This is a genomic window from Terrabacter sp. Soil810 (genome assembly GCF_001429645.1).
In the GTDB taxonomy this organism is placed as follows: Bacteria; Actinomycetota; Actinomycetes; order Actinomycetales; family Dermatophilaceae; genus Terrabacter.
The window spans coordinates 995,819-1,019,887 of record NZ_LMSW01000011.1; the positions used below are offsets into that span (position 1 = coordinate 995,819).

At 71.5% G+C, this 24,069-nt stretch carries 22 protein-coding genes and 1 pseudogene; 14 read left to right on the plus strand and 9 right to left on the minus strand.

Annotated elements, in window-relative coordinates:
- Nucleotides 1-60 precede the first annotated feature (60 nt).
- The 6 genes and pseudogenes from ASG96_RS10490 to ASG96_RS24635 form a co-directional block, all read right to left on the minus strand.
- Nucleotides 61-738 (minus strand): response regulator transcription factor, encoded by a 678-nt coding sequence (locus tag ASG96_RS10490; protein ID WP_056758767.1) that lies wholly within the window; start codon nucleotides 736-738, stop codon nucleotides 61-63.
- A 132-nt stretch (nucleotides 739-870) separates the two neighbouring features.
- Nucleotides 871-3,311 (minus strand): annotated as a pseudogene (locus ASG96_RS10495) (DUF4118 domain-containing protein); the annotation flags it as partial.
- A 17-nt stretch (nucleotides 3,312-3,328) separates the two neighbouring features.
- Nucleotides 3,329-3,910 (minus strand): potassium-transporting ATPase subunit KdpC, encoded by a 582-nt coding sequence (gene kdpC / locus ASG96_RS10500; RefSeq protein ID WP_057587895.1) that lies wholly within the window; start codon nucleotides 3,908-3,910, stop codon nucleotides 3,329-3,331.
- Nucleotides 3,907-6,084 carry a potassium-transporting ATPase subunit KdpB gene (gene kdpB / locus ASG96_RS10505; protein WP_235509132.1) on the minus strand — a complete coding sequence of 726 codons (2,178 nt, stop codon included), beginning with the start codon at nucleotides 6,082-6,084 and terminating at the stop codon, nucleotides 3,907-3,909. The genes kdpC and kdpB overlap by 4 nt, the downstream gene beginning before the upstream one ends.
- Nucleotides 6,081-7,727 (minus strand): potassium-transporting ATPase subunit KdpA, encoded by a 1,647-nt coding sequence (gene kdpA / locus ASG96_RS10510; RefSeq protein WP_056758759.1) that lies wholly within the window; start codon nucleotides 7,725-7,727, stop codon nucleotides 6,081-6,083. The genes kdpB and kdpA overlap by 4 nt, the downstream gene beginning before the upstream one ends.
- A complete protein-coding gene (locus tag ASG96_RS24635) occupies nucleotides 7,727-7,813 on the minus strand; it encodes a potassium-transporting ATPase subunit F (protein ID WP_082588788.1) in 87 nt (28 codons plus the stop codon). The genes kdpA and ASG96_RS24635 overlap by 1 nt, the downstream gene beginning before the upstream one ends.
- Before the next feature lie 101 nt (nucleotides 7,814-7,914).
- Here ASG96_RS24635 and ASG96_RS10515 point away from each other — a divergent pair, with 101 nt between their 5' ends.
- Nucleotides 7,915-8,661: an ion channel gene (locus tag ASG96_RS10515; RefSeq protein ID WP_057587896.1), complete on the plus strand. Its 747-nt coding sequence runs from the start codon at nucleotides 7,915-7,917 to the stop codon at nucleotides 8,659-8,661.
- A gap of 45 nt (nucleotides 8,662-8,706) precedes the next feature.
- Here ASG96_RS10515 and ASG96_RS10520 read toward each other — a convergent pair whose 3' ends face one another.
- Nucleotides 8,707-9,927 carry a dipeptidase gene (locus tag ASG96_RS10520; protein WP_082591719.1) on the minus strand — a complete coding sequence of 407 codons (1,221 nt, stop codon included), beginning with the start codon at nucleotides 9,925-9,927 and terminating at the stop codon, nucleotides 8,707-8,709.
- Between the two features lie 28 nt (nucleotides 9,928-9,955).
- Between ASG96_RS10520 and rimO the strand changes: the two genes are divergently transcribed.
- Genes rimO through ASG96_RS10550 form a run of 6 tightly spaced genes read left to right on the plus strand, consistent with a single transcriptional unit; the run spans nucleotide 9,956 to nucleotide 15,037 of the window.
- Entirely contained in the window at nucleotides 9,956-11,419 is a 1,464-nt protein-coding gene (gene rimO / locus ASG96_RS10525) for a 30S ribosomal protein S12 methylthiotransferase RimO (protein WP_056758754.1), read from the plus strand.
- Entirely contained in the window at nucleotides 11,416-12,135 is a 720-nt protein-coding gene (gene pgsA, locus ASG96_RS10530) for a CDP-diacylglycerol--glycerol-3-phosphate 3-phosphatidyltransferase (protein WP_056758751.1), read from the plus strand. Before rimO ends, pgsA begins: the two co-directional genes overlap by 4 nt.
- Before the next feature lies 1 nt (nucleotide 12,136).
- Complete coding sequence (locus tag ASG96_RS10535) at nucleotides 12,137-12,721, plus strand: CinA family protein (RefSeq protein WP_056758748.1); 585 nt, start codon at nucleotides 12,137-12,139, stop codon at nucleotides 12,719-12,721.
- Between the two features lie 11 nt (nucleotides 12,722-12,732).
- The gene (locus ASG96_RS10540) at nucleotides 12,733-13,035 is read left to right on the plus strand and encodes a helix-turn-helix domain-containing protein (protein WP_056758745.1); all 303 of its coding nucleotides are present in this window, start codon (nucleotides 12,733-12,735) and stop codon (nucleotides 13,033-13,035) included.
- Between the two features lie 17 nt (nucleotides 13,036-13,052).
- Entirely contained in the window at nucleotides 13,053-13,934 is an 882-nt protein-coding gene (locus ASG96_RS10545) for a serine hydrolase (RefSeq protein WP_057587897.1), read from the plus strand.
- Nucleotides 13,931-15,037: a dipeptide epimerase gene (locus ASG96_RS10550; protein ID WP_056758739.1), complete on the plus strand. Its 1,107-nt coding sequence runs from the start codon at nucleotides 13,931-13,933 to the stop codon at nucleotides 15,035-15,037. The genes ASG96_RS10545 and ASG96_RS10550 overlap by 4 nt, the downstream gene beginning before the upstream one ends.
- A 74-nt stretch (nucleotides 15,038-15,111) precedes the next feature.
- Here the strand turns inward: ASG96_RS10550 and ASG96_RS10555 are convergent, their stop codons facing one another.
- Nucleotides 15,112-16,716 (minus strand): DUF3352 domain-containing protein, encoded by a 1,605-nt coding sequence (locus ASG96_RS10555; protein ID WP_056758737.1) that lies wholly within the window; start codon nucleotides 16,714-16,716, stop codon nucleotides 15,112-15,114.
- A 155-nt stretch (nucleotides 16,717-16,871) separates the two neighbouring features.
- Between ASG96_RS10555 and ASG96_RS10560 the strand changes: the two genes are divergently transcribed.
- The 4 genes from ASG96_RS10560 (at nucleotide 16,872) to ASG96_RS24185 (ending at nucleotide 19,825) form a co-directional block, all read left to right on the plus strand.
- Nucleotides 16,872-17,120 (plus strand): DUF3046 domain-containing protein, encoded by a 249-nt coding sequence (locus ASG96_RS10560; RefSeq protein WP_082588799.1) that lies wholly within the window; start codon nucleotides 16,872-16,874, stop codon nucleotides 17,118-17,120.
- Nucleotides 17,120-17,668 (plus strand): O-acetyl-ADP-ribose deacetylase, encoded by a 549-nt coding sequence (locus tag ASG96_RS10565; RefSeq protein ID WP_056758731.1) that lies wholly within the window; start codon nucleotides 17,120-17,122, stop codon nucleotides 17,666-17,668. Before ASG96_RS10560 ends, ASG96_RS10565 begins: the two co-directional genes overlap by 1 nt.
- Nucleotides 17,669-17,888: 220 nt before the next feature.
- Nucleotides 17,889-18,938 carry a recombinase RecA gene (recA, locus tag ASG96_RS10570; RefSeq protein WP_056758984.1) on the plus strand — a complete coding sequence of 350 codons (1,050 nt, stop codon included), beginning with the start codon at nucleotides 17,889-17,891 and terminating at the stop codon, nucleotides 18,936-18,938.
- Nucleotides 18,939-18,940: 2 nt separating this feature from the next.
- On the plus strand, nucleotides 18,941-19,825 hold the full coding sequence (locus ASG96_RS24185; RefSeq protein ID WP_235509134.1) for a regulatory protein RecX: 885 nt from the start codon (nucleotides 18,941-18,943) through the stop codon (nucleotides 19,823-19,825).
- Nucleotides 19,826-19,923: 98 nt separating this feature from the next.
- Here the strand turns inward: ASG96_RS24185 and ASG96_RS10580 are convergent, their stop codons facing one another.
- Nucleotides 19,924-20,529, minus strand: coding sequence for a YceI family protein (locus ASG96_RS10580; RefSeq protein ID WP_056758729.1), 606 nt, complete (start codon nucleotides 20,527-20,529; stop codon nucleotides 19,924-19,926).
- A 199-nt stretch (nucleotides 20,530-20,728) separates the two neighbouring features.
- Between ASG96_RS10580 and miaB the strand changes: the two genes are divergently transcribed.
- The 3 genes from miaB to miaA are packed head-to-tail and all read left to right on the plus strand — an operon-like array spanning nucleotide 20,729 to nucleotide 23,960.
- Nucleotides 20,729-22,318, plus strand: coding sequence for a tRNA (N6-isopentenyl adenosine(37)-C2)-methylthiotransferase MiaB (miaB, locus tag ASG96_RS10585; protein ID WP_082588785.1), 1,590 nt, complete (start codon nucleotides 20,729-20,731; stop codon nucleotides 22,316-22,318).
- Nucleotides 22,319-22,360: 42 nt separating this feature from the next.
- Nucleotides 22,361-22,975 carry a peptide deformylase gene (def, locus tag ASG96_RS10590; protein WP_057587898.1) on the plus strand — a complete coding sequence of 205 codons (615 nt, stop codon included), beginning with the start codon at nucleotides 22,361-22,363 and terminating at the stop codon, nucleotides 22,973-22,975.
- Nucleotides 22,976-23,024: 49 nt separating this feature from the next.
- Nucleotides 23,025-23,960, plus strand: coding sequence for a tRNA (adenosine(37)-N6)-dimethylallyltransferase MiaA (gene miaA / locus ASG96_RS10595; RefSeq protein WP_057588395.1), 936 nt, complete (start codon nucleotides 23,025-23,027; stop codon nucleotides 23,958-23,960).
- Nucleotides 23,961-24,069: the final 109 nt, after the last annotated feature.

Consider the following 24,069-nt stretch of genomic DNA (forward strand, 5'->3'; position numbering starts at 1 on the left):
GTCGAAAGGCCACAAACCGGACGGGTCGCGCGGCACACCGGTTTGTGGCCTTTCGACGGTTCAGGGGACGAAGCGGTAGCCGAGGCCGGGCTCGGTGAGGAGGTGGCGCGGGTTGGCCGGGTCGGGCTCGAGCTTGCGGCGCAGCTGGTTGGCGTAGACGCGCAGGTAGTTCGACTCGCGGCCGTACGACGGCCCCCAGACCGCGCGCAGCAGGTCCTGCTGCTGGACGAGATGACCGGGCTCGCGGCACAACGCCTCGAGCACGCGCCACTCGGTCGGCGTGAGACGGACGTCCTCGCCCTCGACCGTCGCCCGCCGCTCGGCGAAGTCGAGGACGAAGTGGTCGGTCACCACGGGCCCGAGGTGTCGGCCCAGGTCCCCGCCGCGACGCACGGCCGCCCGCACCCGGGCGAGGAGCTCCTCGACGCCGAAGGGCTTGGTGACGTAGTCGTCCGCACCGAGGTCGAGCGCCTCGATCTTGTCGTCGGACTCGTGCCGGGCCGACAGGACGATGACGGGGACGACGGACGCTGCCCGGATGCGGCGCAGCACCTCGGTGCCGTCGAGGTCGGGGAGGCCGAGGTCGAGGATGACGACGTCGGGCGCGTCCTCGGTGACCGACTGCACCGCGGTGCGGCCGTCGGCCGCCGTCACGACCTCGTTGCCGTGGGCCCGGAGCGCGATCGTCAGGGTGCGTTGCAGCCGCGGGTCGTCGTCGACGACGAGCACTCGGGTCACGGGTCCTCCTCGTGGGCCGTCCGGTCGTTCGAGGTGATCTCGCCACCCACATCGGGGTCGGCACCACCTCGAACGGGGGGAGCCGGCGGGGCGGACGTGAGTGGCAGCTCGACGACCATGGTGAGCCCNNNNGCGAGCCCGAGCCCGAGGCCGTCGCCCTGCGGCGCGTCGCCGACGCGTTGGAACGCGGCGAAGATCCGGTCCTTGTCGGCGTCGGGGACACCCGGGCCGCGGTCGATGACCCGCAGCTGCACGGCCTCGCCGATGCGGCCGGCCGTGATGCGGACCTCGGCGTCGCCGCTGTGACTGAGCGCGTTCTCGACGACGTTGGCGAGCACCCGGTCGAGCAGGCCGAGGTCCGTGCGTACCAAGGGGAGGTCCGGCTCGAGGTCGACCTCGATGCGCTGTGGGGCGGACGTCGTGCGCACCGTCGACACGACGGCGTCGAGCAGGTCGATCGAGTGGTGGTGCGCCCGCACGGCGCCGGTCTCGAGACGGGACAGGTCGAGGAGGTTGCCGATGAGGGCATCGAGGCGGTCGGCGCTCTCCTCGACGGACTCCAGCAGCTCGGCCTCGTCCTCGGGTGACAGGTCGAGCCCGGACTGGCGCAGCGTCGAGACGCCGGCCTTGATGCTCGAGAGAGGTGTACGCAGGTCGTGCGAGACCGCGGCCAGGAGCGTCGTCCGTGCGGCGTTGTCCCGCGCGAGCCCGGCGGCCTCGCGCGCGGCCCGGACGAGCTGCTCGCGTCCGTGCAGGATCGCGGCGTGGGTGGCGTACGCGTTGACGACGCGCTGGTCCTCGGCCGCCACGGGCGGTCCGTCGAGCAGTAGGTGGACGCCGTCGTCGACGGTGACGTCGAGCGCCCAGACGGCGGTGGCCGGGAGCACGCTGCCGGGCGGCAGGTGCGGGTCGGTCGACGCCACGACGGTCGCCGGACGGTCCTGGTGCGCCTCGGTCAGCACCGCCGCGCGCATGCCGAGGTCGTCGCGTGCCCGGTCGAGCAGGGCCGGCAGCGGGCGCGGCTCGGCGAGCAGGTCACGGCTCATCGCGGCGAGCGCCGACGACTCCCGCTCGGCGGAGACGGCCTGCTCGGTGCGCCGGGCCGCGACGTTGACGACCGACGAGACCGCCATGGCGACGAGCACGAAGACGGCGAGGGCCAGTGCGTTCGGTGGGTCGCTGATGGTCAGCGTGCCGCGGGGCTCGGTGAAGAACCAGTTGACGACGAGCGAGCCGACGACGGCGCAGAAGAGCGCCGGCCAGATGCCTCCCACCAGGGCACAGGCGACGGTCAGCGCGAGGTAGAGCAGCAGGTCGAGGGAGAGGGTGTGCCCCTCCTGGGTGGCCACGAGCACTGCGGTCAGTCCGATCAGGGCGACGACGGCAAAGAGCATCCCGGCCACGACCCGGCGGGGAGGCAGGCCCGTCGCGCTCGGGCGACGGCTGCCGATCTTCGACCCCTCGTGCGGGACGAGGTGGACGTCGATGTCGCCCGAGCCGTCTGCGACCTCCGACGCGATGCTCGGACGCAGGATCTGCTGCCACCGGCTCCGCCGGCTGACCCCGACCACGATCTGCGTCGCGTTGACCCCGCGGGCGTGGTCGAGGATCGCCTCCGCCACGTCCTGGCCGGAGACGTCCTGGAACTCCGCTCCGAGGTCGCGCGCCAGTCGGTGCAGTCGAGCCAGGACGGCAGGGTCGGTCGAGGTGAGTCCCTCGGACGACCGGACGTGACAGGCGATGAGGTCGCCGCCGGCCGCTCGGGTGGCGATCCGGGCCCCCCGTCGGAGCAGCGTCTCGCTGCCGGCGCCGCCGGTCAGGGCCACGACGACGCGTTCCCTGGTGGGCCAATGGTCGCGGATGCCCTGGTCGGCCCGGTAGCGCTCGAGCGCCTCGTCGACCCGGTCCGCGAGCCAGAGCAGCGCGATCTCGCGCAGCGCGGAGAGGTTCCCGGTCCGGAAGTAGTTGGCGAGCGCCGCGTCGACCTTGTCGGGTCCGTAGATGTTCCCGTGGGCCATGCGGCGGCGCAGCGCCTCGGGCGACATGTCGACGAGCTCCACCTGGTCGGCCCGGCGCACGACCTCGTCGGGCACCGTCTCCTGCTGGCGGATGCCGGTGATCGACTCGACGACGTCGTTGAGCGACTCGAGGTGCTGGATGTTGACGGTCGAGACGACGTCGATGCCGGCCTCGAGGATCTCCTCGACGTCCTGCCAACGCTTCTCGTGCTCGTCACGCGAGGCGTCCCCGGCCCCGTCGCCCGACGGGGCGACCGAGCCGGGGACGTTGGTGTGGGCGAGCTCGTCGACGAGGACCACCTGGGGGTGGCGCTCGAGGACCGCGGCGACGTCGAGCTCGGTGAGCCGGCTGCCGCGGTACTCGACCGCACGACGAGGGAGGATCTCGAGGCCCTCGAGCATGACCGCCGTGTGGGCACGTCCGTGGGTCTCGACGTAGCCGACGACGACGTCGGTGCCACGCGAGAGGCGCCGGTGCGCCTCGTCGAGCATCGCGACCGTCTTGCCGACCCCGGGCGCGGCCCCGAGGTAGATCCGAAGCGACCCTCGACCCATGCGCTGATCCTCTCAGGTCACCCGGCGCCCGGCGCCGAGAGACGCGCGAGGGCGAGGTTGAGCTCGAGGACGTTGACCCGCGGCTGGCCCAGGAAGCCGGCGATGCGGTCCTGCGTGTGCGCCTCGACGAGGGCCTCGACCCGGGCGACGTCGAGACCGCGGGCTGCGGCGACGCGCTCGACCTGGGCGACGGCGTACGCCGGCGTGATGTGGGGGTCCAGCCCGCTGCCCGATGCGGTGAGCGCGTCGGCCGGAGCGGTCGAAGGGTCGAGACCCGCTGCCTCCGCGCGCTTGGCCACCTCGGCGTCGAGGTCCGCCCCGGGCCCGAGGTTGGTGCCACCACTCGTGTCGCCGGCATAGTCGCTGGCCGAGGGACGACCGTGGAACCACTCGTCGCCCTGCCACTGCTGGCCGATGAGGCTCGAGCCCACGACACGGCCGCCGGACGAGACGAGCGAGCCGGCGGACTGCCCTCGGGCGGCGACCTGGCCGACTCCCCAGACGACGGCGGGGTAGAGCACCCCGACCAGCACGGTGAGGACGAGCATGGCGCGCAGGCCGGCCAGGGACTGCTTGATGACGTTGGTCACGGTGCTCACATCATTCCGGGGAGGTGGCTCACGACGAGGTCGATCAGCTTGATGCCGATGAACGGGGCGACGATGCCGCCGACGCCGTAGATCAAGATGTTGCGTCGCAGCAGGGCGGTGCTGCCAGCGGGCCGGTAGCGAACACCCTTCAGCGACAACGGGATCAGCGCCACGATGATGAGGGCGTTGAAGATGACGGCCGACAGCATCGCCGACTTCGGGGTCGAGAGGCCCATGACGTTGAGGGTCTCGAGACCGGGGAAGAGCACGACGAACATCGCCGGGATGATCGCGAAGTACTTCGCGATGTCGTTGGCGATCGAGAAGGTCGTCAACGCGCCTCTCGTGATGAGCAGCTGCTTGCCGATCGAGACGATGTCGATGAGCTTCGTCGGGTCGGAGTCGAGGTCGACCATGTTGGCCGCCTCCTTGGCCGCCGACGTGCCGGTGTTCATGGCCACGCCGACGTCCGACTGGGCGAGGGCAGGAGCGTCGTTCGTGCCGTCGCCGGTCATGGCGACGAGCCGACCGCCCTCCTGCTCCTTCCTGATGAGGGCCATCTTGTCCTCGGGCGTGGCCTCGGCGAGGAAGTCGTCGACCCCGGCCTCCTCAGCGATGGACTTCGCCGTCAGCGGGTTGTCGCCCGTGATCATGACGGTGCGGATGCCCATCGCACGCAGCTGGGCGAACCGCTCCTTCATGCCGGGCTTGACGACGTCCTTGAGGTGGATGACGCCGAGCACCCGAGGTGTCTCACCCGGCAGCATCGACGCGACGACCAGAGGGGTGCCGCCAGAGCTCGCGATGCCGGCGACCTCGGTGAGGACCCCTGACGGGACGTCGCCCCCGAGGTCGGCCGCCCAGCGGCACACCGCGTCGGATGCACCCTTGCGCACGACGCGACCGTCGGGCAGGTCGATCCCCGACATCCGGGTGTGTGCCGTGAACTCCACGAAGGTGGCGCCCTGCGTGCGAGCCCCGTCCAGGCGCCGGCGCACCTGCTCGGACATGGAGGCCGCCGCAAGCTCGACGATCGACCGGCCTTCGGGTGTCTCGTCGGCCAGCGAGGAGAGGTAGGCCGCCTCGGTGACCTCGGTGTCGGCGAGCCCGGGGGCTGCGAGCAGGTCGGTCGCGCGACGGTTGCCGAACGTGATCGTCCCGGTCTTGTCGAGCAGCAGTGTCGACACGTCGCCGGCTGCCTCGACGGCACGGCCCGACATCGCGAGGACGTTGTGCTGCACGAGGCGGTCCATGCCGGCGATGCCGATGGCCGAGAGCAGTGCGCCGATCGTCGTGGGGATGAGGCAGACGAGCAGCGCGACGAGCACGACGACCGACTGCTCCTGGCCCGAGTAGATCGCGAGCGGCTGGATGCCCAAGACGGCGAGGACGAAGATGATGGTCAGCGTCGTGAGCAGGATGGTCAGCGCGATCTCGTTCGGCGTCTTCTGGCGGGCCGCGCCCTCGACGAGCGCGATCATGCGGTCGATGAACGTCTCGCCCGGCCGGGTCGTGATCCTGACGGCGATCCCGTCGGAGAGCACGGTCGTGCCGCCCGTGACGGCCGACCGGTCCCCACCCGACTCCCGGATGACGGGAGCGGACTCGCCCGTGATCGCCGACTCGTCCACGGTGGCCATGCCCTCGACGACGTCCCCGTCACCGGGGATGACCTCGCCGGGACGCACGACGACGACGTCGCCGATCGTCAGGTCGGAGGCGGCGACCGTCTCGAGGGAGCCGTCGGCGCGCCGGCGCTGGGCCGTCGTCGTGGTCCGGGTGGCACGCAGCGTGGCTGCCTGCGCCTTGCCACGGCCCTCGGCGACGGCCTCGGCCATGTTGGCGAACAGGACGGTTGCCCACAGCCACAGGGTGATGCTCCAGGCGAACCACGAGGGGTCGACGACGGCGACGACGGTCGTCAAGAGCGAGCCGATCCACACGACGAAGACGACAGGGCTGCGCCACACGTGGCGGGGGTCGAGCTTGCGCACGGCCTCCGGGAAGGTGGCGACCAGTTGGCGCGCCAGCGTGCCGAGGGACAGGGACGCCTTACCGGGCCTGATGAGGGCCGTGCCGGCTCCGGAGCCACCTGGCTGGTGGGTCCGGTGGACGTGGGCGCCGGCGCCACGCGGGTCGGTGGCGTCGGGGGACGACGGGGTCGTCGTCTGGGACGGGGTCATGACAGTGCCTCCGCGAGGGGACCGAGGGCCAGGGCCGGGAAGAAGGTGAGTCCGGTGACGACGACCGCCACCCCGACGAAGAGGCCCGTGAACGTGGGTGTGTGGGTGGGTAGGGTGCCGGCGTTGACCGGGCGACGTCGTTGCGCCACCAGGGAACCGGCGAGGGCCAGCACGAGGACGATCGGCACGAAGCGGCCGAGGAACATGCAGAGGGCAAGGGTGAGGTTCGTGTACGGCGTGTCCGCCGAGAAGCCCGCGAACGCGCTCCCGTTGTTGTTGGCGGCGGAGGCGTACGCGTACATCACCTCGGTGAGCCCGTGCGGGCCGTTCGCGAGCATCTGCGACGACACGAGCGGCGCGACCATCCCGATACCGGTGAAGACGAGCACGAGGGCCGGCATGACGAGCAGGGCCAGGGCGGTCAGCGTGATCTCGCGGCGACCGACCTGCTTGCCGAGCAGCTCGGGGGTGCGCCCGACCATGAGTCCCGAGATGAAGACGGTGAGGACCGCGAGGAGGAGGGCGCCGTAGAGCCCCGTCCCGACGCCGCCGGGGGAGACCTCTCCGAGGAGCATCGAGAAGAGCACCCCACCGCCCCCGAGCGGGCTGAAGCTCTCGTGCATCGAGTTGACCGCCCCGGTCGACGTGCCGGTCGTGCTCGCGGCGAAGAGGGCCGACGGCCAGATGCCGAAGCGCACCTCCTTGCCCTCGAGTCCACCGAGTGGGCCGCTCCCGGCGCTCACCTCGGCCCACGTCACCACCGCGACCATGAGTCCCCACAGCGTCGCCATGAAGCCGAGCACCGCCCAACCCTGGCGCCGGTCGCCGACGAGGATGCCGTAGGTCCGCGGCAGCGAGAACGGGATGACGAGCAGGAGGAAGATCTCGAGCAGGTTGGTGAAGGCGTTCGGGTTCTCGAAGGGGTGGGCGGAGTTGGCGTTGAAGTAGCCGCCGCCGTTGGTGCCGAGCTCCTTGATCGCCTCCTGCGAGGCGACGAGCCCGCCCTGGACGACCTGTGAGCCGCCCGAGAGCGTCGTGACCTCCGTCGGCGACGTGAGGTTCTGGATGACGCCGCCGAGGAGCAGCACGACCGCCCCGACCAGCGCGAGCGGCAGCAGGACGCGCACGGTGCCACGCACGAGGTCGACCCAGAAGTTGCCGATCTCGGCGCCGCTCGAGCGGGCGAGGCCGCGCACGAGCGCCACGGCCACCGCCAGCCCCACGGCCGGCGAGACGAAGTTCTGGACGGTCAGCCCGAGCGTCTGGACGAGCGGCGACGTACCCGACTCCCCGGCGTACGACTGCCAGTTCGTGTTGGTCACGAACGAGACGGCCGTGTTGAGCGCGGTGTCGAGGTTCATCGAGGCGCCCCGGGCGAACGGCAGGACGCCCTGCAGGGCGATGAGCGCGAAGAGCAGGACGACGCCGACGACGGAGAACCCGAGGACGGCGACGGCATACGTCGTCCACCGTTGCTCGGATGCTGGGTCGACGCGGCAGAGGCGGTAGACGAGGCGCTCGACGCGCCAGTCCCGGGTGTCGGTGAAGACGCGTGCCATCCAGGTCCCGAGCGGCACGTGGACGGCGGCGAGCGCGGCGACGAGGACGGCGATGGTGAGCAGCCCGCTGGCGGTGTCGCTCATCAGAAGCGGTCCGCGTGGAGCAGGACGTGGACGAGGTAGACCAGCACGGCGACGCCGACCACGAGCAGGAGGATGGAGGTGAACATGACTCCTTCCTAAGGTCGCCCGCCGGGCACGCCGGCGCCGTTGACCGCGCGCTGACGGCTCTTGACGCGTTCTTGACGGGCCCGCCACTAGAGTCCGAGTCGTGAGTGCGTCGCTGGAGCTCTGGCCGTCATCGCCCCGCCGTGCGGGCCCCCCGTCGCGGATCGACCAGCTGCGGCGCAAGGTCAACGAGCTGCCGTGCGCCCTGCTCCTCTTCGCCCAGCTGGGTGCGCTGCTGGCCTACCCCTTCGTCGAGACGGCCACGATCGGGGACTACCGCGAGGCGGGGCGCGCGATCTTCGGCCTCATCGGCCTGCTCGTGCTCTTCCTCGCCGTGCGTGCGGTGCGGGCGACCCCCGCCCTGACGTGGGTGGCCGTCGTGCTGGGCGGCCCGGTGGTGATGCTCACCGTGGCCGAGGCGGTCTGGCCCGACAACGACCCGATCGCCTTCTGGAGCGCCCTGCTGCACGCGCTCTTCTACTTCTACACGGGCTACGGGCTGCTGCGGTACATGTTCGCCGACAACTGGGTGACCCGCGACGAGCTCTATGCCACCGGGGCCACGTTCACCGTGGTGGCCTGGGGTTTCGCCTACCTCTACGTCGCCGTGCAGTTCCTCTGGCCGAACTCGTTCACCATCTACGGCGAGACGCTCCCTGGCGTGCGCACCTGGTACGAGCTGCTCTACCTGTCGATCACGACGATGACCTCGACGGGTCTGTCCGACATCTACGCGGTGACCCCGCACGCGCGGTCGTTCGTGCTGCTCCAGCAGATTGCGGGCATGCTCTACGTCGCGCTCGTCGTCGCCCGCCTCGTCGGCCTCACCATCGCCCGCTTCCGCCAGTAGGCCGGCTCGCCCACCGAGGGCGTATGCCGTGTGGCCGGGTGACGCTCAGGCGTGGCCGTCGAGCTCGGCGAACGTCCTCAGGCTCGGGGCCCGGGTGGCCTGCAGGTCGCGGGCCACGGCCTCGACGTCGCGCATGACGCGGAGGGGGTTGCCGCGGACGAGCCGCGCGACGTCGGCCTCGGACCACGACCGGTCGAGCAGCGCGGCGACGAGCCGCGGGTAGCCGCTGACGTCCTCGAGCCCGACGGGGAAGGTGTCGGTGCCGTCGTAGTCGCCGCCGATGCCGATGTGGTCGATGCCGGCGACCTCGCGCACGTGCTCGAGGTGGGCGACGACCTGCTCGATCGTCGCGTCGGGCTTCGGGTGCTCGCGCTGCCAGGTGGCGGCGAACCGGCCGAACGCCTCCCAGTCGCGGGCCTCCACCCCGACCTCGGCGGCTGCCTCGGCCGCCTCGACGCGCCAGGCCGCGGTCGCGGGCGAGACGAACTCGGGCACGAAGGTCACCATGCACACGCCGCCGTTGGCGGGCAGCTCGGCGAGCACGTCGTCGGGCACGTTGCGGGGGGTGTCGCACAGGGCCAGGGCCGAGGAGTGGCTGAAGATGACCGGTGCGTCGGCCGTCTCGAGGGCGGCGCGCATCGTCGTGGCGGCGACGTGGCTGAGGTCGACCATCATCCCGAGTCGGTTCATCTCGCGGACGACCTCGCGGCCGAACTCGCTGAGCCCACCGACGACGGGCACGTCGGTCGCCGAGTCGGCCCACGGCGTGTTGTCGTTGTGCGTCAGGGTCAGGTAGCGCACCCCGAGCACGTGCAGGAGCCGGAGGGTGCCGAGCGAGCAGCCGATCGAGTGGCCGCCCTCGGCGCCGAGGAGCGAGGCCACACGGCCCGACGCGCGGGCGGCCTCGACCTCGTCGGCGGTGCGGGCGAGTGCCAGCCGGTCGGCATACGTCCCGATCATCCGGTGGACGCCGTCGACCTGCTCCAGCGTCGCGGTGACGGCGGAGTCGCCCTGGAGGGTGCTCGGCACGAAGACCGACCAGAACTGCGCGCCGACCCCGCCCTCGGCCAGGCGCGGCAGGTCGGTCTGGGTCGTCGTGAGGCGCTGGGCGATGTCGAGGGCATCGAAGTCGTAGCCGGTCTGCTCCCGGGCCTCCCACGGGAGGTCGTTGTGCCCGTCGACGAGCGGGTGCTCGCGGAGCAGCTCGCGCGCCCGCGTGAGGAGGTCGTCGTGGCCGTGGGGGGCGGTTCCGAGCATGTCGGCCATTGAACACCCCGGCATCTAGAGTGGACGCATGACCCCTCCCCACCCGAGCGCCGACAAGAGCGTCGCACTCGTCACCCTCGGGTGCACGCGCAACGAGGTCGACTCCGAGGAGCTGGCCGGTCGGCTGCTCGCGGAGGGCTGGCGTCTCGTCGACGACGCGGCCGAGGCCGACGTCGCCGTCGTCAACACGTGCGGCTTCGTCGAGCAGGCCAAGAAGGACTCCATCGACGCCCTGCTCGAGGCCTCCGACCTCAAGGGCGACGGCGGTCGCACGCAGAAGGTCGTCGCCGTCGGCTGCCTGGCCGAGCGCTACGGCAAGGAGCTCGCCGACCAGCTGCCCGAGGCCGACGCCGTGCTCGGCTTCGACTCCTACCGCGACATGAGCGCGCACCTGCAGACGATCCTCGCGGGCGGCCACGTCGAGAGCCACACGCCCGGCGACCGCCGCACGCTGCTCCCACTGACCCCGGTCGAGCGCCAGCAGGGCTCCCTGTCCGTCGCGCTGCCGGGCCACGGCGACGCGACCGACGTCGACGTGCCGACCCCCGCGTCCGGCCCGCGGGTTATCCGGGCCCGTCTGGACGGGCGTCCGTGGGCTCCGCTCAAGATCGCCTCTGGCTGTGACCGGCGCTGCTCGTTCTGCGCCATCCCGATGTTCCGGGGGGCCTTCCTCTCCCGGCGCCCCGCCGACGTCGTCGCCGAGGGCCGCTGGCTCGCCGAGCAGGGCGTCAAGGAGCTCTTCCTCGTCTCCGAGAACTCCACGAGCTACGGCAAGGACCTCGGCGACCTCGCGCTGCTCGAGAAGCTGCTCCCGGAGCTGACCGCGATCGAGGGCATCGAACGCGTGCGCGTCTCCTACCTCCAGCCGGCCGAGATCCGCCCGGGTCTGCTGCGTGCCATGGCCGACACCCCCGGTGTCGTGCCCTACTACGACATCTCCTTCCAGCACGCGTCCGAGCCGCTGCTGCGCTCGATGCGCCGCTTCGGCTCGCGCGAGGCCTTCCTCGACCTGCTGGCGCGGGTGCGCGCCGACGCACCAGAGGCCGGCATCCGCTGCAACGTCATCGTCGGCTTCCCCGGCGAGACCGTTGCCGACCTCGACGAGCTCGAGGCGTTCCTCACCGAGGCGCGGCTCGACGTCGTCGGCGTCTTCGGCTACTCCGACGAGGACGGCACCGAGGCCGAGGGGTATGCCGGAAAGCTGGCTCCCGAGGTCGTCGCCGAGCGCCTCGACCGCTTCACCCGTCTCGTCGAGGAGCTCAACGCCCAGCGCGCCGAGGAGCGCGTGGGCGAGCGGGTCCTCGTCCTCGTCGAGGAGATCGACGATGAGGAGGGCACCGTCATCGGGCGGGCCGACTTCCAGGGCCCCGACGTCGACGGAGTCACCATCGTGCACGTCCCCGAGGGCGCTCCGGCCCCTCAGGTCGGCGACCTCGTGCCGGCCGTCGTCGTCGGCACCGAGGGGATCGACCTCGTCGCGGAGCCGCGATGACGCCACAGACGTTCCACCGGGGGGAGGGGCCGGCGCCCCGACCGACCGACTGGAACCTGCCCAACGCCCTGACGGTCCTGCGCTTCCTGCTCGTGCCCGTCTATGCCGTGCTGCTCTTCCAGGACGGCGGCAACGAGCCCTGGTGGCGCTTCTGGGCCTGGGTGGTCTTCGCGCTCGCGGCCGTCACCGATGGCGTCGACGGCAAGATCGCGCGCCGGCGCGGTGAGATCACGAACTTCGGCAAGGTCGCCGACCCCATCGCCGACAAGGCGCTGACGGGCACGGCCTTCATCGGGCTGTCGCTCCTCGGCGTCGTCTGGTGGTGGGTGACCGTCGTCATCCTCGTCCGCGAGATCGGCATCACCGTCCTGCGTTTCGTCGTGATCCGGCACGGGGTCATGCCGGCAGGCCGGGGCGGCAAGCTCAAGACGATGCTCCAGACGTTGTCGCTCGGCGCCCTGACCTTCCCGCTCTGGGTGCTCCCGTTCGGCGACGCCTGGCTGCTGGCGGCCTACGTCGTGCTCGGGGCGGCCCTCGTCATGACGGTCCTCAGCGGCATCGACTACGTCTTCAAGGCCGCGCGACTGCGCGAGACGAGCGAACGCACGCTCACGCGGCGGGCAGCGCGTGCCGCCGCCCGTGACGCGAGGTCAACGACGCCGGGCAGCTCGTCCGGCGACGCCGCACCCCCCGAGCGGACGGCGAAGCGGGACTGACGTGGACGACGTCACCGCGGCGCCCGGGGCGCGGCTCGTGGCCATCCTGACCGAGGCCCACGAGACCCTCGCCTGCGCGGAGTCGCTGACGGCCGGCCTCGTCGCCGCCACGGTGGCCGACACCCCCGGAGCCTCCGCGGTGCTCCTCGGTGGGGTCGTGGCGTATGCCGCCGAGGTCAAGACGGCGCTGCTCGACGTCCCCGCCGACCTCGTGGCCCGCGTGGGCACGGTCGACCCCGCCGTGGCCGCCTCGATGGCCGAGGGCGTACGCCGTCGGCTCGGATCCACGTGGGCCCTCGCGACGACCGGTGTGGCCGGGCCGGGGCCGTCCGAGGGCAAGCCCGCGGGCACGGTCCACGTGGCCGTGGCGGGGCCGTCGGGAACAGTGACGCGTGCCCTGGAGTTGAACGGGACCAGGGCCGAGATCCGGTCGGCGACCGTCGACGCGGTGCTCCGGCTCGCGGTGGAGGAGACCGGCGCCACGCGCCAAACACCTGCGCCGCCGTGGGACCCTCGGGGTACGGTAGGGCTGTCGGGTCACCCCGACGGTGGGTCCGCCCCCGAACGCACGACACCAGCGACCTGAAGGAGGACGGCATGACGACACTGTTGCGACGCGAGCTCGGTGACGTCCTCCGTGAGCGCCGGCGCGCCCAGGGCCGCACCCTCCGCGAGGTCTCGGCGACGGCGTCGGTCTCCCTCGGCTACCTCAGCGAGGTCGAGCGCGGCGAGAAGGAGGCCTCGTCCGAGCTGCTCGCCTCGATCTGTGGGGCGCTCTCGCTCCCGCTGTCGCAGGTGCTCATCGACGTGTCCAGTCGGATGGCCGAGAGCGAGGGCCTCGCCCCGACCGTCTCGCTGCCCGTCCCGACGAGCGACGTGGTGTCGGCCTCCGCCGCCTGATCGTCTACCGTGCTGGGGTGGCCAGCCCCTTCTCGGACCTCGACTCGCGTCTCGACCGGGCCGTCGCCGCCCCTGAGGACTCCGGCTCCTCGACCCCGCCTACCGCGGTGTCGGTGTGGCTGGGCGACCTCGACGGCCGGCCCCGCTACGAGCACGACGCGCTCGCTGCCCACTACGCGGCATCCACCATGAAGCTCCCGCTCGTCATCGCGGCCTTCCGACGCGTGGTGCGCGGCGAGCTCGACCTCGACGCGCCCGTCACGGTCACCGGCAGGTTCGCCTCCGTGCTCGACGGCTCCCCGTTCGACCTCGACGAGTCGGATGACCAGGACCCGTCCACGTGGTCCGCGGTGGGCGGCACCCGCACGCTGCGCGAGCTCGCCGAGCAGGCCATCACCCATTCGAGCAACATCGCCACCAACCTGCTCGTCGACGTCGTCGGCCTGGCCGAGGTCGCCGAGGTGCTGCGCATCGTCGGCTGCTCACCGGCCACCGTCGTCGGACGCGGCATCGAGGACGCCGCGGCCCGGGCGGCGGGCATCACCAACACCGTGACCGCGACCGACCTCGGGCTCGTCATGGCCGCCGTCGGCCGCCGCGATCCGGCTCTCGGCGGTGAAGCGGTGCTCGCCCCCGTCGAGGAGCTGCTGGCCCGTCAGACGCACGTCGACCAGGTGCCCGCAGGCCTGCCGCCGGGCACCCCGACGGCGAGCAAGTCGGGCTGGATCCCGGGCGTCTCGCACGACGTCGCCCTCGTGCGGCCCGAGGGGGAGGAGGCCTTCGTCCTCGCCGTCTGCACGACGATCGACCTCGACGAGACCGAGGCCGCCGTCTACGTCGCCGGCATCGCCCGAGAGGTCTGGCGGGCCGAGCACCCGACCGAGGAGGAACGAGCATGACCGTGGTCGAGCAGGTCACCACGACGACCTCGTCCGTGCCGCTCCACACGCCGTTCGTCACGGCCCTGCGCCGCACCGAGACCACCGACACCGTCGTCGTCACCATCACCGACAGCGACGGTCGCACGGGCTGGGGCGAGGCGCCGCAGGTGTGGCAGGTGACGGGGGAGTCGCTGGCGAGCGCGACCGCCTGCATCGAGACGATGCTCGCCCCGGCCGTCGCGGGCCACCGGCTCGACGACCGTGACGACCTCGCCGCTGCAGCTGCCCTCGTCCAGCGGAGCGTGGCCCGCAACTTCGGCGCCAAGGCGGCGGTCGACGCGGCTCTGCACGACCTCGTCGCCCAGGCGGAGGGCACCTCGGTCGCTGCGCTGCTCTCCGCACGGCCGGACGGCATACGCGAGGTGCTGACGACCGATGTCACCCTCTCGGCAGGTGCCGCCGACGCCCTCGCCGACACGGCCCGCGCGCGGGTGGCCGACGGCTTCCGCACCCTGAAGATGAAGGTCGGCACCGACGCGAGCACCGACGTGCAGCGCGTCGCCTCCGTCCGCGATGCCGTCGGACCCGACGTCGCCATCCGGCTCGACGCCAACCAGGGCTGGACGCGCGAGGAGGCCGTCCAGGTCATCCGTGCGCTCGAGGTCGCCGACCTCGGGGTGGAGTTCGTCGAGCAGCCCGTCGTGGCCGACGACGTCGAGGGCCTCGCATGGGTGCGCGAGCGCGTCGGGCTCCCGGTCATGGCCGACGAGTCGTGCTACGGCCCGTTCGACCTCGAGCGGATCATCCGCCTCGGAGCGGCGGACCTCGTCAACGTCAAGCTCGCCAAGTGCGGCTCGCTCGCCGTGGGCCGCGACATGCTGCGCCGTGCCCACGAGGTCGGCCTGCGCACCATCGTCGGCTCGATGATGGAGAGCCACGTCGGGGTCGGCGCCGCGGCGGCACTCGTGGCCGCCGAGCCGACCACGGAGGTGAGCGACCTCGACGCAGCCTGGTGGTCGGTCAGATCACCCGTCATCGGTGGAATCGCCTACTCCGGCAACGAGATCCGGGTTCCGTTGACTGGTGGTCTCGGGATCAGCGGGTTCGTCGACCACGGCTGACCGCAGCCGACCACGTCCCATCCGCCGACGAAGGGCCCCGCCGGAGCGGGGCCCTTCGTGCGTTTCAGACGGTGTCAGTCGCCCAGCACGCGCAGCGTGAACGAGCCCTCACCGTTGCCGGTGTTGGTGGCGGTGAAGCCGACGGCACGCAGCGACTCGAGGAACGACTTGGCCTCGCCGTGCACGTCGCCCTTGACGATGGCGTCGACCTTGTCGAGGTCGACGAAGAGCGTCGCGGTGGCGTTGCTGACGTCACCGACGGCGAGCTTGAACGTGTCGCCGTCGCCGAGCCTGCCGCCCGACTTGAGGTCGTCGGCGTAGTCGGGCGTCGTGGCCACGAAGACCTTGTCGCCCTCGACCTTGTGGGTCAGCACGTCGCTGCCCACGCCGGCCGACTCCATGAGACGACCGACGAGCTCGTCGGCGCGCTTGGCGTCGCTCGAGACGACCTTGGCCCCGAGGACGGGCACGTCGGACTTCAGGTCCTGCTCTGGCATCGCCAGGGTGAAGGACCGGCCGAGGAGCACCTTGAGGTCGTCGGGCAGCTTGAGACCGAGCTGCTGCTCGACCTCGCCGATCGGGTCGGACCCACCGCCGGAGGCGGCCAGGCTCTCGACCTGCTTCTTCAGCTGGGGCCAGGCCGAGTCGAGCATCCGGTCGGCACCGGAGATGCTGAGGGCGGCCATCGTGTTGGCCGGCAGCGAGGCCACCTCGCTGCCGTCGCCCTTGGCCGACGTCGTCGCGTCGGCGCCGCGCACGACCCCGGCCATCTCGACGTAGTCGGCGTCGAACCGCAGGGCGGTCGCGAAACGACCCTTGGCCGAGGCCAGGGCGCTGGTGTCCACGCCCGTGGTGCCGCCGCTGAGCTTCTGGATCTCCTTGAGGCCCGTGCCCATGTCGAACCACGCCGACATGACTCCCTGCTCGCCGAGCGCACCCATGTCGCCGGTGAAGGCGGCGTTCTGCGCCAGTGTGCCCTTCTGCGCCGCCGCGAGTGTGGCGTCACCGACGCCCGTCGGCGTGATGATGGCGTAGCCGTCCGTCATCCGCAGCTCGGTGTCGGAGCCGCCCTTGTCGCACGCGAAGAGCTTGGTCAGGGTGTCCTTGGCCGCGGACTCCTCCTTGACCTGGATCGCGATGGCGACGTTGGGGGCGTCCGCCGTGCCACCGGGCCGGATCGCGGCACCGACGCGGTCGCCGAGCCACGGCGCGATGTCGTTGTCGTAGCTGAACTTCGCGACGCAGTCGCTGCTCGCGTCCTTCGAGGCGAGCTCCCACAGCCTCTTGCGCGGGTCGTCGCTGCCGAGCGTGTCCTTGACCTGGGGCAGCTTTCCCAGGAAGCGCACGGCCGCGATCTTCTGGCCGGCCGAGGGGTCGATGTCGAGACGGAGGTAGGCGTACGCGTCGCCCGGGAGCACGTCGGCCGGCTGGGAGCCACCGCCGCTCAGCGTCTGGAAGGCGAACGCACCGGCGCCACCGAGGACGAGGGCGGTGACGACGCCACCGACGAGCAGGCCCGTCCGCTTGCGGCCACCGGAGGCCGGCGGCTGCGGGTCGTCGGAGAGGCCGACCTCGCCGGGTAGGGTCTCGGGTGCCCCTGCGGGCGTCGGGTAGGTGTAGGGCTGGCTCGCCCCGGATGTGGGTCCGGTGGACCCGGTGGACCCGGTGGGCTCGGTCATGGTGTCTTCCCCTGAAGAGTCGGTGTGGCCCGCGGCTGCGCGCGGGACGAGAGGACGATACCGGCAGCGCCGGACGTGCGCGGCCGGTTGCGGCAATGCTCCGACGACGGTTTCGCGCGGAACGGTTCCGGGGTCACGGGTGGCACACTGCTGTGGTGCGGATCAGCCACTTCTGGACCTTGATGGACGACGAGTTCGGCCCGGCGTATGCCGGGTCGCTCGCCCGCGACCACGTGCTGGGCGCGCTCGGCAACCGCACCGTCGTGCAGGCGCTCGCCGACGGCGAGCCGCCGCGCTCCGTGTGGGAGGCGCTCTGCACCGACATGGACGTGCCACCGGAGCGACGGCTGGGCCGTGACACCCGCGTCGCCCGGGGTGCCCAGGGCGGTCAGGCCGGTCGCTGATGCCGTCGCGGCTCGAGCCCGGGCTGTCGCGGATCGTCCTGCGGCGTGGTGACATCACCGCCGACGCCTCGGCCGACGCCATCGTCAACGCCGCGAACCGGTCCCTGCTGGGCGGGGGTGGTGTCGACGGCGCGATCCACCGGGCGGCCGGACCCGCCCTGCTCGCCGAGTGCCGTCTCCTCGGCGGGTGCGACACCGGTGACGCGAAGATCACCGGCGCCGGGCTGCTTCCGGTGCGGCACGTCATCCACACGGTCGGTCCGGTCTGGCGCGGGGGAGCGCACGGTGAGCCGGGTCTGCTGGCGAGCTGCTACGTCCGGTCGGTCGAGGTCGGCGCGGCCGCGGGCTGCGCGGTGCTCGCCTTCCCGGCCATCTCGTGCGGGGTCTACGGCTACCCGCTCGACGCGGCCGCGCAGGTCTCGGTCGAGGCGCTGGCCACCGCCTTGACGCAGCACGCGGACGTGCGCGAGGCGCGGTTCTGGCTCTTCTCGGAGGAGGCGTACGCCGCCTTCGACCGGGTGCTCGCGCAGCTCGGAGCGACACGCTGACGCCATGACCGGCGTGTCGTGCCGACTTCGAACACCTGTTCGGTAGTGTTCTCCACAGGTGCTGCGCCACCACCCGCATCGTCCACAGGCCGTCTCGTGGTCCCACCCGATGTCGGCGCCGGCACCTAGCGTCTGACCCGACAACGGATCTCGCAGCACGAGGCCGTGGCCCGGGTCGAAGGTAGACGACCGCAACGCAGACGGCAGATAGGTGACCGACATGGCTTCGGTGCAGGAAAAGGACAAGGACAAGGCCCTCTCCTCGGTGATGGGCCAGATCGAGAAGAGCTACGGCAAGGGCGCGGTGATGCGCCTCGGCGACGACATCCGCCCGCCCATCGAGGTCATCCCCACCGGGTCGATCGCCCTCGACGTCGCGCTCGGCATCGGCGGACTGCCCCGCGGGCGTGTCGTCGAGATCTACGGCCCGGAGTCCTCGGGCAAGACGACCGTCGCCCTCCACGCGGTCGCCAACGCGCAGAAGGCCGGCGGCATCGCGGCGTTCATCGACGCGGAGCACGCGCTCGACCCGGACTACGCGAAGAAGCTCGGCGTCGACACCGACGCCCTGCTGGTGTCGCAGCCCGACACCGGTGAGCAGGCGCTCGAGATCGCCGACATGCTGATCCGTTCGGGAGCCATCGACATCATCGTCATCGACTCCGTGGCGGCGCTCGTGCCCCGTGCCGAGATCGAGGGCGAGATGGGCGACAGCCACGTCGGCCTGCAGGCGCGACTCATGAGCCAGGCGCTGCGCAAGCTGACCGGTGCCCTCAACAACACCGGCACGACCGCGATCTTCATCAACCAGCTCCGCGAGAAGATCGGCGTCATGTTCGGCTCCCCGGAGACGACGACCGGTGGCAAGGCGCTGAAGTTCTACGCCTCGGTCCGCCTCGACGTGCGTCGCATCGAGACCCTCAAGGACGGCACCGAGCCCGTCGGCAACCGCACCCGCGTCAAGGTCGTCAAGAACAAGGTCTCCCCGCCGTTCAAGCAGGCCGAGTTCGACATCCTCTACGGCCACGGCATCTCTCGTGAGGGCGGCATCATCGACATGGGTGTCGAGCACGGCTTCGTTCGCAAGGCCGGTGCCTGGTACACCTACGAGGGCGACCAGCTCGGTCAGGGCAAGGAGAACGCCCGCAACTTCCTCAAGGACAACCCCGACCTCGCCGACGAGATCGAGAAGAAGGTCAAGGAGAAGCTCGGTGTCGGGCCGCGCGTCGACCAGCCCGCCGAGGTCTCGGACGTGCCCGTCGACTTCTGATCATGGGTCTCTCCGAACAGGAGACCGTACGGGACCGCCTGGCTCGCGCCGCGGCCGCCCTGGCTGAGGCCGAGGGCGTCGCCGGGGTGCGGGCCGGCGGTGCGTCGGGCGCGGAGCGGCAGGAGCCCATGAGCCGCGCGGCCGACTCGACGCGGTCGGAACCGCCGACGTGGGCTGCCGTCCGCCCGGACGCCGGCACGGCGGGCTCGGGTGGCGGCTCGGGCGGCGGCTCGGGCGGCAGCCCTGCCGGCGGCTCGGGCGGCAGCTCACCGATGCGATCCGTCGGCTCCGGCCGGCGTGGTCGCGGGCGCGCGAAGCCGCGCTCGGGCTGGGGGTCGGACGACACGGGGGAGCGGCCCGACTGGGCGCCGCCTCCGGAGGACCCCGAGGTGGCGGTCTCCGAGGCCGACGCCGAGTCGGTGGCCCGTGCGATCGTGCTGCGACAGCTGAGCATGGCGCCGCGCAGCCGCGCCCAGCTCGAGAAGAAGCTGCGTCAGCGCGGCTGCGACGACGACGTGGCGGCGACGGTGCTCGACCGCCTGACCGAGGTCGGCCTCATCGACGACGAGTCGTATGCCCAGATGCTCGTCCGCGCCAAGCAGGCGGACAAGGGCCTGGCGCGGCGCGCTCTCGCCCACGAGCTGCGCAAGCAGGGCATCGACCAGGAGATCGCCGACGAGGCGCTCGGTCAGGTGGGTGCCGGTGACGAACGGCTGCGGGCCGAGCAGCTCGTCGCCAAGAAGCTGCGGTCGATGCGCGGTCTGGCGCCCGACGTCCAGACCCGACGTCTCGCCGGGCTCCTCGCCCGCAAGGGCTACTCGGGTGAGGTCGCGTGGCCCATCATCCGCGACGCCGTCGACGGGCTGCCGGAGCACCGACGGGACTGACGGGCAGGGCCGTCGGGCTCGAGACCCCGGGGGACGCCACGAGGGGGTGAGGACCGTGCGGTCCTCACCCCCTGGGGTGTGCTGTGGTGCGGTGCTGCTCAGACCTCGGCGGGCACGTTGGCGATCGCGGAGACGTCGAACTCGAGCTTGACCTTCTCGCTGACGAGCACGCCACCGGTCTCGAGGGCCGCGTTGAACGAGAGGTTCCACTCGGTGCGGTCGATGGTGACGTCACCCTCGAAGCCGACGCGCGTGTTGCCGAACGGGTCCTTGGCCGAACCGGTCTCCTCGAAGGGGATCGTGACGGACTTGGTGACGCCGTTGATGGTCAGGTCGCCGGTGATGTCCCACTCAGCGCCGTCGCGCTCGACGTTCGTCGAGACGAAGGTGATCTGCGGGTAGGAGGCGATGTCGAAGAAGTCGGGGGTCTTGAGGTGACCGTCGCGCTGCTCGTTGCCGGTGGTGACGCTCGCTGCCTGGATCGTGACGGTGACCGAGGAGTTGGCCGGCGTCACGGTGTCGACGTGGGCGGAGCCCTCGAACTCGTCGAACTGGCCGCGGACCTTGGTGACCATAGCGTGGCGGGCCGAGAAGCCGATGCGGGTGTGGCTCGGGTCGATCGTGTAGTCGCCGGAGATGTTCTCGACGGCGACCGAGGGGGTCTCGGAGACGGTCTCGTCCTTGGTGCGGTTGAACAGGCCCATGATGTGTGTCCTTCGGAGTAGGTTATTGAATCTTCAACAACTATGATGCACCCAAGTTGTTGAACTGTCAAGCAATGTCGTCAACAGGACCACCCTGCCGCCTATTCCCCCGTCTCGCGCGCTGGGATCGACGACGGATCCGGCCACGCTCCGCACCCGGCCGCGGGAGCCCGCTGCACGACGTACCCTTGTCGGTGCCATGACAACGCAGAACTTCGCGCCCACGCCCGCCACCGAGCCCGCTGCCCATGCCGAGCCGCTCGGGGCCTCCGGCACGGCCCGGACCTACGACGTCCGCACCCACGGGTGCCAGATGAACGTCCACGACAGCGAGCGTCTCGCCGGCCTGCTCGAGACGGCCGGCTACGTCGACCTCGCCAGCCTGCCGGCGGGGGAGCGGCCCGACGTGGCCGACGTCGTCGTGTTCAACACGTGCGCGGTGCGCGAGAACGCCGACAACAAGCTCTACGGCAACCTCGGCCAGCTGCGCCCCGCGAAGCAGAAGAACCCGGGCATGCAGATCGCCGTCGGCGGCTGCATGGCCCAGAAGGACCGTGGCACCATCGTCCAGCGCGCCCCGTGGGTCGATGTCGTCTTCGGCACCCACAACATCGGCTCCCTGCCGGCCCTGCTCGACCGGGCGGCCCACAACAAGCGGGCCGAGGTCGAGATCCTCGAGAGCCTCGAGGTCTTCCCCTCGACCCTGCCCACCCGCCGTGACTCGGCGTACAGCGCCTGGGTCTCCATCTCCGTCGGCTGCAACAACACGTGCACCTTCTGCATCGTGCCGAGCCTGCGGGGCAAGGAGCAGGACCGTCGCCCCGGTGAGATCCTCGCCGAGATCGAGGCGCTCGTGGCCCAGGGCGTCGTCGAGGTGACCCTGCTCGGCCAGAACGTCAACACCTACGGCGTCGAGTTCGGCGACCGGCTCGCGTTCGGCAAGCTGCTCCGCGCCTGCGGCGAGATCGAGGGACTCGAGCGCGTGCGCTTCACCAGCCCGCACCCGGCCGCCTTCACCGAGGACGTCATCCTCGCGATGGCCGAGACGCCCAACGTCATGCCGAGCCTGCACATGCCGCTCCAGTCCGGCTCGGACAAGGTGCTCAAGGACATGCGCCGCTCCTACCGCAGCGCGAAGTTCCTCGGGATCATCGAGAACGTCCGCCGGCACATCCCCGATGCGGCGATCACGACCGACATCATCGTCGGCTTCCCAGGCGAGACCGAGGAGGACTTCCAGGGCACGCTCGACGTCGTGCGCGAGTCCCGCTTCTCCAGCGCCTTCACCTTCCAGTACTCCATCCGCCCCGGCACGCCGGCGGCGACGATGGACGACCAGGTCCCCAAGGTCGTCGTGCAGGAGCGCTTCGAGCGACTCATCGCCGTGCAGGAGGAGGTCAGCTGGGCCGGCAACCGTGCCGTCGAGGGCCGGGAGGTCGAGGTGCTCGTCGCTCCGTCCGAGGGCCGCAAGGACCTCGAGACCAAGCGCCTGTCGGGTCGGGCCCGCGACAACCGGCTCGTCCACTTCGCCGTCCCCGAGGGTGCCGAGGTGCCCCGGCCCGGTGACATGGTCACCGTGCAAGTCACCTACGGCGCGCCGCACCACCTCGTCGCCGACTCGGGCCTCGAGGGCAGGACGTATGCCGTCCGCCGCACTCCCGGTGGCGACGCCTGGGCCGCGCTCCAGGACGCGCCGCAGGGCACCGGAAAGCCGGCCGTCAGCCTCGGCATGCCGTCCATCGGACGGCCGGCCACCCCGGCAGTGGCGCCGGGCTGCTCTGTCGTCTGAGCCGATTCGGGCCAGCACCTTCCCTCGTGCTTGACTTGGCGCATGAGCGTGCGACCCATCGTCATCACCGGTGAGCCGGTCCTGCACCGGGCCGCGGCCCTCGTCACCGACTTCGACGACGACCTGCGCACCCTCGTCGAGGACATGTACGAGACGAACGTCGCCGCCAACGGCGTCGGCCTCGCGGCCCCCCAGGTCGGGGTCGCTCTGCGGGTCTTCATCTGGAAGATGGGCAACGAGGACGGCGTGCCCGAGCAGGGGCACGTCATCAACCCCACCGTCACCACCTCGAAGATCCCGCAGGAGCGGCCCAACCCCGACGAGGAGACCGAGGGCTGCCTCTCGGTGCCCGGTGAGGCCTTCCCCCTCAAGCGCGCCGACCGCGCCCACGTCATCGCCTTCGACGTCGACGGCAACCGCATCGAGTTCGATGCGACCGGCTGGTTCGCGCGCTGCATGCAGCACGAGTACGACCACCTCAACGGCACGCTCTACGTCGACCGCCTCGACGACCGCCAGTCGAAGAAGGCCCGCAAGGCCGTCAAGCGCAACGGGTGGGGCAAGCCCGGCAACTCGTGGCACCCGGGTGTCGACCGTGACCCGTTCGGGCACGACGAGGACGACAACGACGAGCACGCCGACGAGCTCATCGGCTGAGCAGCCAGAGATCGTGACGGCCACGTCCCGCACCGGCCCGGTGACCCTGGTGCCTGAGAGGGCTCTCCGGGGCGACGTGCCCGTCGTGGCGGTCGTCGGGCCGACCGCCACGGGCAAGTCCGACCTGGCCCTCGACCTCGCCGAGCGGCTCGGAGGCGAGGTGGTCAACGCCGACGCCATGCAGTTCTACCGCGGCATGGACATCGGCACGGCCAAACTGCCCGTGGCCGAGCGCCGCGGCATCACGCACCACCAGCTCGACGTGCTCGACGTGACCGAGGAGGCGAGCGTCGCCGGCTACCAGGCTGCGGCGCGCGCGGACATCGCCGCCATCCGTGGTCGGGGCCACCGACCGCTTCTCGTCGGCGGTTCGGGGCTCTACGTCCGCGCCGCCCTCGACCGGCTCGAGATCCCGCCGACCGACACCGGCGTGCGGGCACGCCTCGAGGCAGAGGCCGAGGTGGTCGGTGCCGACGCGATGCACGCGCGGCTGCTCACCCTCGACCCGCGGGCGGCCGCCGTCATCCTGCCCGGCAACCGGCGCCGCGTCATCCGTGCCCTCGAGGTCATCGAGCTCACGGGCCGCCCCTTCAGCGCATCGATGCCGACTCGTGAGTTCGTCTCTCCCGCAGTGGTTCTCGGCCTTCGAGTCGACCGCGACCTTCTCGTCGAGCGCATCGACCGGCGGGTCGAACGCATGTGGGAGGAGGGGCTGCGCCACGAGACCGAGACCCTGCTCACGCACGGCCTCCGTGACGGGGTCACAGCGAGCCGGGCGATCGGCTACAGCCAGGCCATCGCCGTCCTCGACGGCGCGATCGACGAGGCCGCGGCACGCAGCGACACCGCGCAGGCCACGCGCCGCTACGCCAGGCGACAGGAGTCGTGGTTCCGCCCCGACCCGCGCATCGCCTGGATCGATGCGACCGACGGTGACCGCGCACGCGTTCTCGACGAGGCGCTGCGCGTCATCCGGACTACGTGACCGGGGGCGGACCCCACGAATCAGCGAGGGTCCGGCTGGCCGGCGTTCGCGCGTGATCTCAAGACTTGATAAAGTGTGCAACTGACAAAGTTCGCATCGAAGGGTCGTC

What these genes read in the sequence shown, in the direction of transcription:
- pgsA (WP_056758751.1), top strand. Translation starts at nt 11,416, where the DNA reads ATGACGCCACAGACGTTCCACCGGGGGGAGGGGCCGGCGCCCCGACCG.
- rimO (WP_056758754.1), top strand. Translation starts at nt 9,956, where the DNA reads ATGACCCCTCCCCACCCGAGCGCCGACAAGAGCGTCGCACTCGTCACC.
- kdpA (WP_056758759.1), bottom strand. Translation starts at nt 7,727, where the DNA reads ATGAGCGACACCGCCAGCGGGCTGCTCACCATCGCCGTCCTCGTCGCC.
- ASG96_RS10580 (WP_056758729.1), bottom strand. Translation starts at nt 20,529, where the DNA reads ATGGGCCTGTTCAACCGCACCAAGGACGAGACCGTCTCCGAGACCCCC.
- kdpB (WP_235509132.1), bottom strand. Translation starts at nt 6,084, where the DNA reads ATGACCCCGTCCCAGACGACGACCCCGTCGTCCCCCGACGCCACCGAC.
- ASG96_RS10555 (WP_056758737.1), bottom strand. Translation starts at nt 16,716, where the DNA reads ATGACCGAGCCCACCGGGTCCACCGGGTCCACCGGACCCACATCCGGG.
- ASG96_RS24635 (WP_082588788.1), bottom strand. Translation starts at nt 7,813, where the DNA reads ATGTTCACCTCCATCCTCCTGCTCGTGGTCGGCGTCGCCGTGCTGGTC.
- ASG96_RS10550 (WP_056758739.1), top strand. Translation starts at nt 13,931, where the DNA reads ATGACCGTGGTCGAGCAGGTCACCACGACGACCTCGTCCGTGCCGCTC.
- def (WP_057587898.1), top strand. Translation starts at nt 22,361, where the DNA reads ATGAGCGTGCGACCCATCGTCATCACCGGTGAGCCGGTCCTGCACCGG.
- ASG96_RS10520 (WP_082591719.1), bottom strand. Translation starts at nt 9,927, where the DNA reads ATGGCCGACATGCTCGGAACCGCCCCCCACGGCCACGACGACCTCCTC.
- ASG96_RS10540 (WP_056758745.1), top strand. Translation starts at nt 12,733, where the DNA reads ATGACGACACTGTTGCGACGCGAGCTCGGTGACGTCCTCCGTGAGCGC.
- ASG96_RS10565 (WP_056758731.1), top strand. Translation starts at nt 17,120, where the DNA reads ATGCCGTCGCGGCTCGAGCCCGGGCTGTCGCGGATCGTCCTGCGGCGT.
- miaB (WP_082588785.1), top strand. Translation starts at nt 20,729, where the DNA reads ATGACAACGCAGAACTTCGCGCCCACGCCCGCCACCGAGCCCGCTGCC.
- ASG96_RS24185 (WP_235509134.1), top strand. Translation starts at nt 18,941, where the DNA reads ATGGGTCTCTCCGAACAGGAGACCGTACGGGACCGCCTGGCTCGCGCC.
- recA (WP_056758984.1), top strand. Translation starts at nt 17,889, where the DNA reads ATGGCTTCGGTGCAGGAAAAGGACAAGGACAAGGCCCTCTCCTCGGTG.